General features: G+C 32.1%; 4 protein-coding genes and 1 pseudogene. 2 read left to right on the forward strand and 3 right to left on the reverse strand.

What is annotated here, in order from left to right; genetic code table 11:
• Both CL42_RS15570 and CL42_RS17625 read left to right on the forward strand, forming a co-directional pair.
• On the forward strand, positions 1–359 hold a 359-nt coding region (locus CL42_RS15570; protein WP_035270730.1), incomplete at its 5' end, for a transposase family protein.
• Positions 307–777: pseudogene (locus CL42_RS17625) on the forward strand (transposase). The gene CL42_RS15570 and the pseudogene CL42_RS17625, both read left to right, overlap by 53 nt.
• A 231-nt stretch (positions 778–1,008) precedes the next feature.
• On the opposite strand, the gene ssb reads toward CL42_RS17625, so the two are convergent.
• From ssb to CL42_RS15590, 3 genes are all read right to left on the reverse strand, one after another.
• Positions 1,009–1,587 (reverse strand): single-stranded DNA-binding protein, encoded by a 579-nt coding sequence (gene ssb / locus CL42_RS15580; RefSeq protein ID WP_035270732.1) that lies wholly within the window; start codon positions 1,585–1,587, stop codon positions 1,009–1,011.
• Between the two features lie 67 nt (positions 1,588–1,654).
• Positions 1,655–2,260 (reverse strand): hypothetical protein, encoded by a 606-nt coding sequence (locus CL42_RS15585; protein WP_035270734.1) that lies wholly within the window; start codon positions 2,258–2,260, stop codon positions 1,655–1,657.
• Positions 2,250–4,064 (reverse strand): site-specific integrase, encoded by a 1,815-nt coding sequence (locus tag CL42_RS15590; protein WP_051586652.1) that lies wholly within the window; start codon positions 4,062–4,064, stop codon positions 2,250–2,252. Before CL42_RS15590 ends, CL42_RS15585 begins: the two co-directional genes overlap by 11 nt.
• Positions 4,065–4,076: the final 12 nt, after the last annotated feature.

Below are 4,076 nucleotides of genomic sequence, written 5' to 3' on the forward strand. Positions count from 1 at the left end.
TGTTTAAGCGATATACAGGCATCTCATGGTCAACCTTTGATTTAATGGCTGAACAGCTAAAAATGCTTGTACCTGCTAAAGGTAGACCATCTAAGTTAAGTGTAGAAGATCAAATCCTCCTGTGCTTAAGTTATTGGCGTGAATATCGAACATTATTTCATGTCGCAACGAGTTATGGTGTGTCAGAGCCTACTGCTTCAAGAATCGTCCGCCACGTAGAGGATTGCCTGATCAAGTCCAATCTATTTAATTTACCCAAGAGTTTGCCTGAAGGCGAAGGTATCGACTGGAATGTGGTGATCGTAGATGCCACAGAAATTTCAATACAAAGACCTAAAAAAACAGAAGAAAAACTATAGTGGTAAGAAGAAGGCATATACTTTTAAAGTTCAAGCCATTATCCATTATAGAACACAGCAAGTTCTAAGTTTATGCACGAGTCGTGGTGCAGTACATGACTTCGAGCTCTTCAAACGCGACATGAATCAAATTCCTAAAGGGTCTTTTATCCTTGCAGATAAAGGCTATTAAGGGATTTATACGGTGTATCCAAATAGTCTATTGCCATTAAAAGCAAAAAAGCACTGTAAACTAGAACCTGAGCTAAAAGTTTACAATCAAGAAATCAATAAAATAAGAATAGGGATTGAGCATGTATTTGGGACTTTGAAGACCTTCAAAATCCTTGCTGAGCGATATCGCAACCGTGGCAAAAGATTGGGATTAAGATTCAGTTTAATCGCAGGGATTTATAATTTAGAACTGAGTAAAAAATGATTTATGAAAGAACCCTAGTATTCAATATATTAATTTTCTTTCTTCAATATTAAATATAAACAATCAACAAAATTAAAGCTCAAATTAAGCTCAATGGTTCATAAATCAAACATTTCTTTTGTCCAAAATTATTATTTTTATAAATCTCGCCCTTGAAATAAAAAAAATAAGAACCCAATCTAAATCAGGCTCTTACTTTATATTAAATACAATATTTAGTTATTGTATAGTCTAAAAAGGTAAATCATCGTCCAAGTCCGCAGGTGCTGTCGCCATTGGCTTCGCAGGTTGTTGCTGAGGTTTAGGCGATTGGAAACCTTGGTTCACATTGTTTCCATAACCGCCTTGTGGTGCAGCTTGATTACCGTAGCCACCTTGAGCAGGCGCTTGGTTGCCATAACCACCTTGGTTGTTTTGGTTATTAAAACGAGGTTGTTGGTAACCAACCTCACTTTGATTGTCATTTTGCTGACGATTATTTGAATCAAGCATCTGCATTTGCTCACCACGAATTTCAGTGGTGTAACGTTCTTGACCGCTTTGATCTGTCCATTGACGCGTACGTAATGAACCCTCGATATAAACTTTAGAACCTTTACGCAGGTATTGTTGTGCAATTTCACCTAAACGGTTATGCAAAACAATACGATGCCATTCAGTTTGCTCTTTACGCTCACCGCTATTTTTATCAGTCCACGACTCACTTGTCGCAATTGAAAATTGCGTAAGCGAACCGCCATTAGGAAATGTCTTAGTCTCAGGGTCTTTTCCCAACGATCCAAGCAAGATGACCTTGTTAACGCCTCTCATAATAACCTCTTGATTTCAATAGAATTAAATTAAACCATCCATAACTAATTTAGTAGCACTAAGGTTATTAGCTATCTTTAAAACTTTCAGTAATGGAAATAATTTTAGAACATTCTATATCATTTTTCATTGTTTGAATTTGAACTTTTGCTTCTTTCAATTTATTGCTACCATGATACTTAACCTGATATTTTTTTATTATATTATTCAGGATCTTGTATCCTCCTACTTTTTGATTCAACAAATAACTTACTATATATAAATTTATTTCTAGGCTTTGTATATAATTTTCATCATTCTGATGAACTGTATTTTCTAAACTATTCTCTAATTCCACAAACTGAGCTAATAATTTACGATTTTTAAATTCAAGCTCATCTATTTTTTTATTTTTTTCTTCAATTATTTGTGAAAATGATCTTTTTAACTTAACTTTAGATTCTCCTAAAACTAACTCTGAAATTTTTTCATCTAGCTCTTTTAGTAAATCAGCATGAATATATGCTTTCGTTAGAGGATTTTTGGCATATAAGGTAGTTTTCCCCACATATGAGCCATCCTCAAATTTAGCATTATCAATAATTTTCTTTTTATTAATTTTTGTACCATTATTTTTAAGTAGTTCAAATGAACTTCTTATAGCTTCTTGAAATTTTTCTTTACTATTTGCCACTAATTTTCTCACTCATCTTGCATCTTTCTTTTACTAAAATTGAACTTAACATCTTTTCTGCTCTATTAATGAATTTTATAGAATGTTCTATCAACTTTTCATTTTTACTAGAATTAATAACATCTTGATGTAATTCAATTCTCTTCTTCCAATGTTCTTTACGTGAATTATCAATAGCAAAATTAGGGCATTGTAAGCATAAAGAATCTGTTCTCTTTACTGGATCCAATCCTATTCCATCAGTACGACATAAAGCCAAATCTAAACCATTCTTTTGAATAAAACAGTACCCATCTGAATGAGCAACTATACGCATATTATTACTTTGAATAAATTCATCTACGAAATCAGCAATAGCGTGGGAATCTAAAAAATTAGATTTAGCTTGAATTAACCGACTGTAACGTTCAAGAGTATCACTGATTTCTCCACTTACTATTACTTTTCCTTGAAAAACTCTATTCAATAGGTCAAATGTCAAATCTTGTTCTGTTTGCCCAATAAATTCCCAAATGTTTTCATCGTCCGTATATTTTTTTGTAAAATTTGCACTATTGTGCTTCAGCATTGAAGATAATTCCTCAAGATCTCCTATCTCAAATCTCCAAGTCCATAACATTGCATATGCTCTTCTGAACATATGTGGTCTCAATTTTATCCTTTCAAATTTTGCCGATTTAGCAAACTGCTCTAAAACAACATATATACCATTAGTCGTAAGATAAAAACTTTTTTCACCTTTTCTATTATCTGAATGCCCGAAAGGTAACTTTAATAAAATTGTTTCATTTTTTGATTTTATTCGATTGTATGAAGTTAATTCTAAAATGACTGATAGTGCATCTTTAACTTCTTGGATAACTGCTCTCTCAGTTCTTTTCCCTGTTTTCGTTCTCGCAGTCTTTTTCTCTAGCCCAACAAGAATATCAAGTTGATTATTTAATAGTTTTAAAACATCTGTTTCTATAGTAAGTGATAATTCATGCTTTCTTTCTGCTAATAAAATATAAATTATTGTTAAAGCAGCACCATATAGAGCACGAACTTTACTTTGCAATTCACTAGATTTAATACCGCTTGACTTATAAAATTTTAAGTACATTGACCTATGATATATGGTGCTATCTGCATGTATATGCATATATTTTCTTAATAAATTCAAAGTTGTTTCGGACTCTTTTACAAGCTTAATTGCATGATTTAATAGAGAAAAAATTTCTTTAGGGTAAAGTGTCTGAGTATGTCCGTTTTTATTAGAATAGGCCTTGGCTAAAAGATATATCTTTTTTGTTTTAAATGGATTGAAGCTTAATGATTCTTTTAGATGCCGTCTTAAAGAATAGGCATACCAAATTACTGTTAATTTAGATAGAACTGTACTTTCCTTTAACCCCTTCAGTGATATATGCTCTAAAAAAGAAACAATATCCTCATTTTTTACTGCTGCTAAGTCAAAACAATGTCTTTCAAAACACAACCATTCGTAAAAACTTCGAATATTGCGGCAACTAATAACTAAGGTACTAGTAGTATTACATTTACTTTCTGGGGCCTCCATTATCCAATATGCAAGTTCCTTTGCAGCATTCTTCCAGTAGTTCCATCTATGAAATACACTGCTATAGTTCTCTAAATCGTATAAATTCCAAGTAATTGTATATTTTGACTTCTCATCCGTAACAATATGAGGCTTTAATTCCCATACATCATCTGTATAACAATTTTTCAACCACGATATATTAAGAGGTAAAAATTTATCATTTTTATCTGTATCAATATCTTGATGGAATGAGTAATTATAAATTTCTGAATTTTC

Source organism: Acinetobacter sp. Ver3 (assembly GCF_000632455.1).
In the GTDB taxonomy this organism is placed as follows: Bacteria; Pseudomonadota; Gammaproteobacteria; order Pseudomonadales; family Moraxellaceae; genus Acinetobacter.

Excerpts from the sequence above, each read along its gene's own strand:
- ssb (WP_035270732.1), bottom strand. The coding sequence starts at position 1,587 with ATGAGAGGCGTTAACAAGGTCATCTTGCTTGGATCGTTGGGAAAAGAC.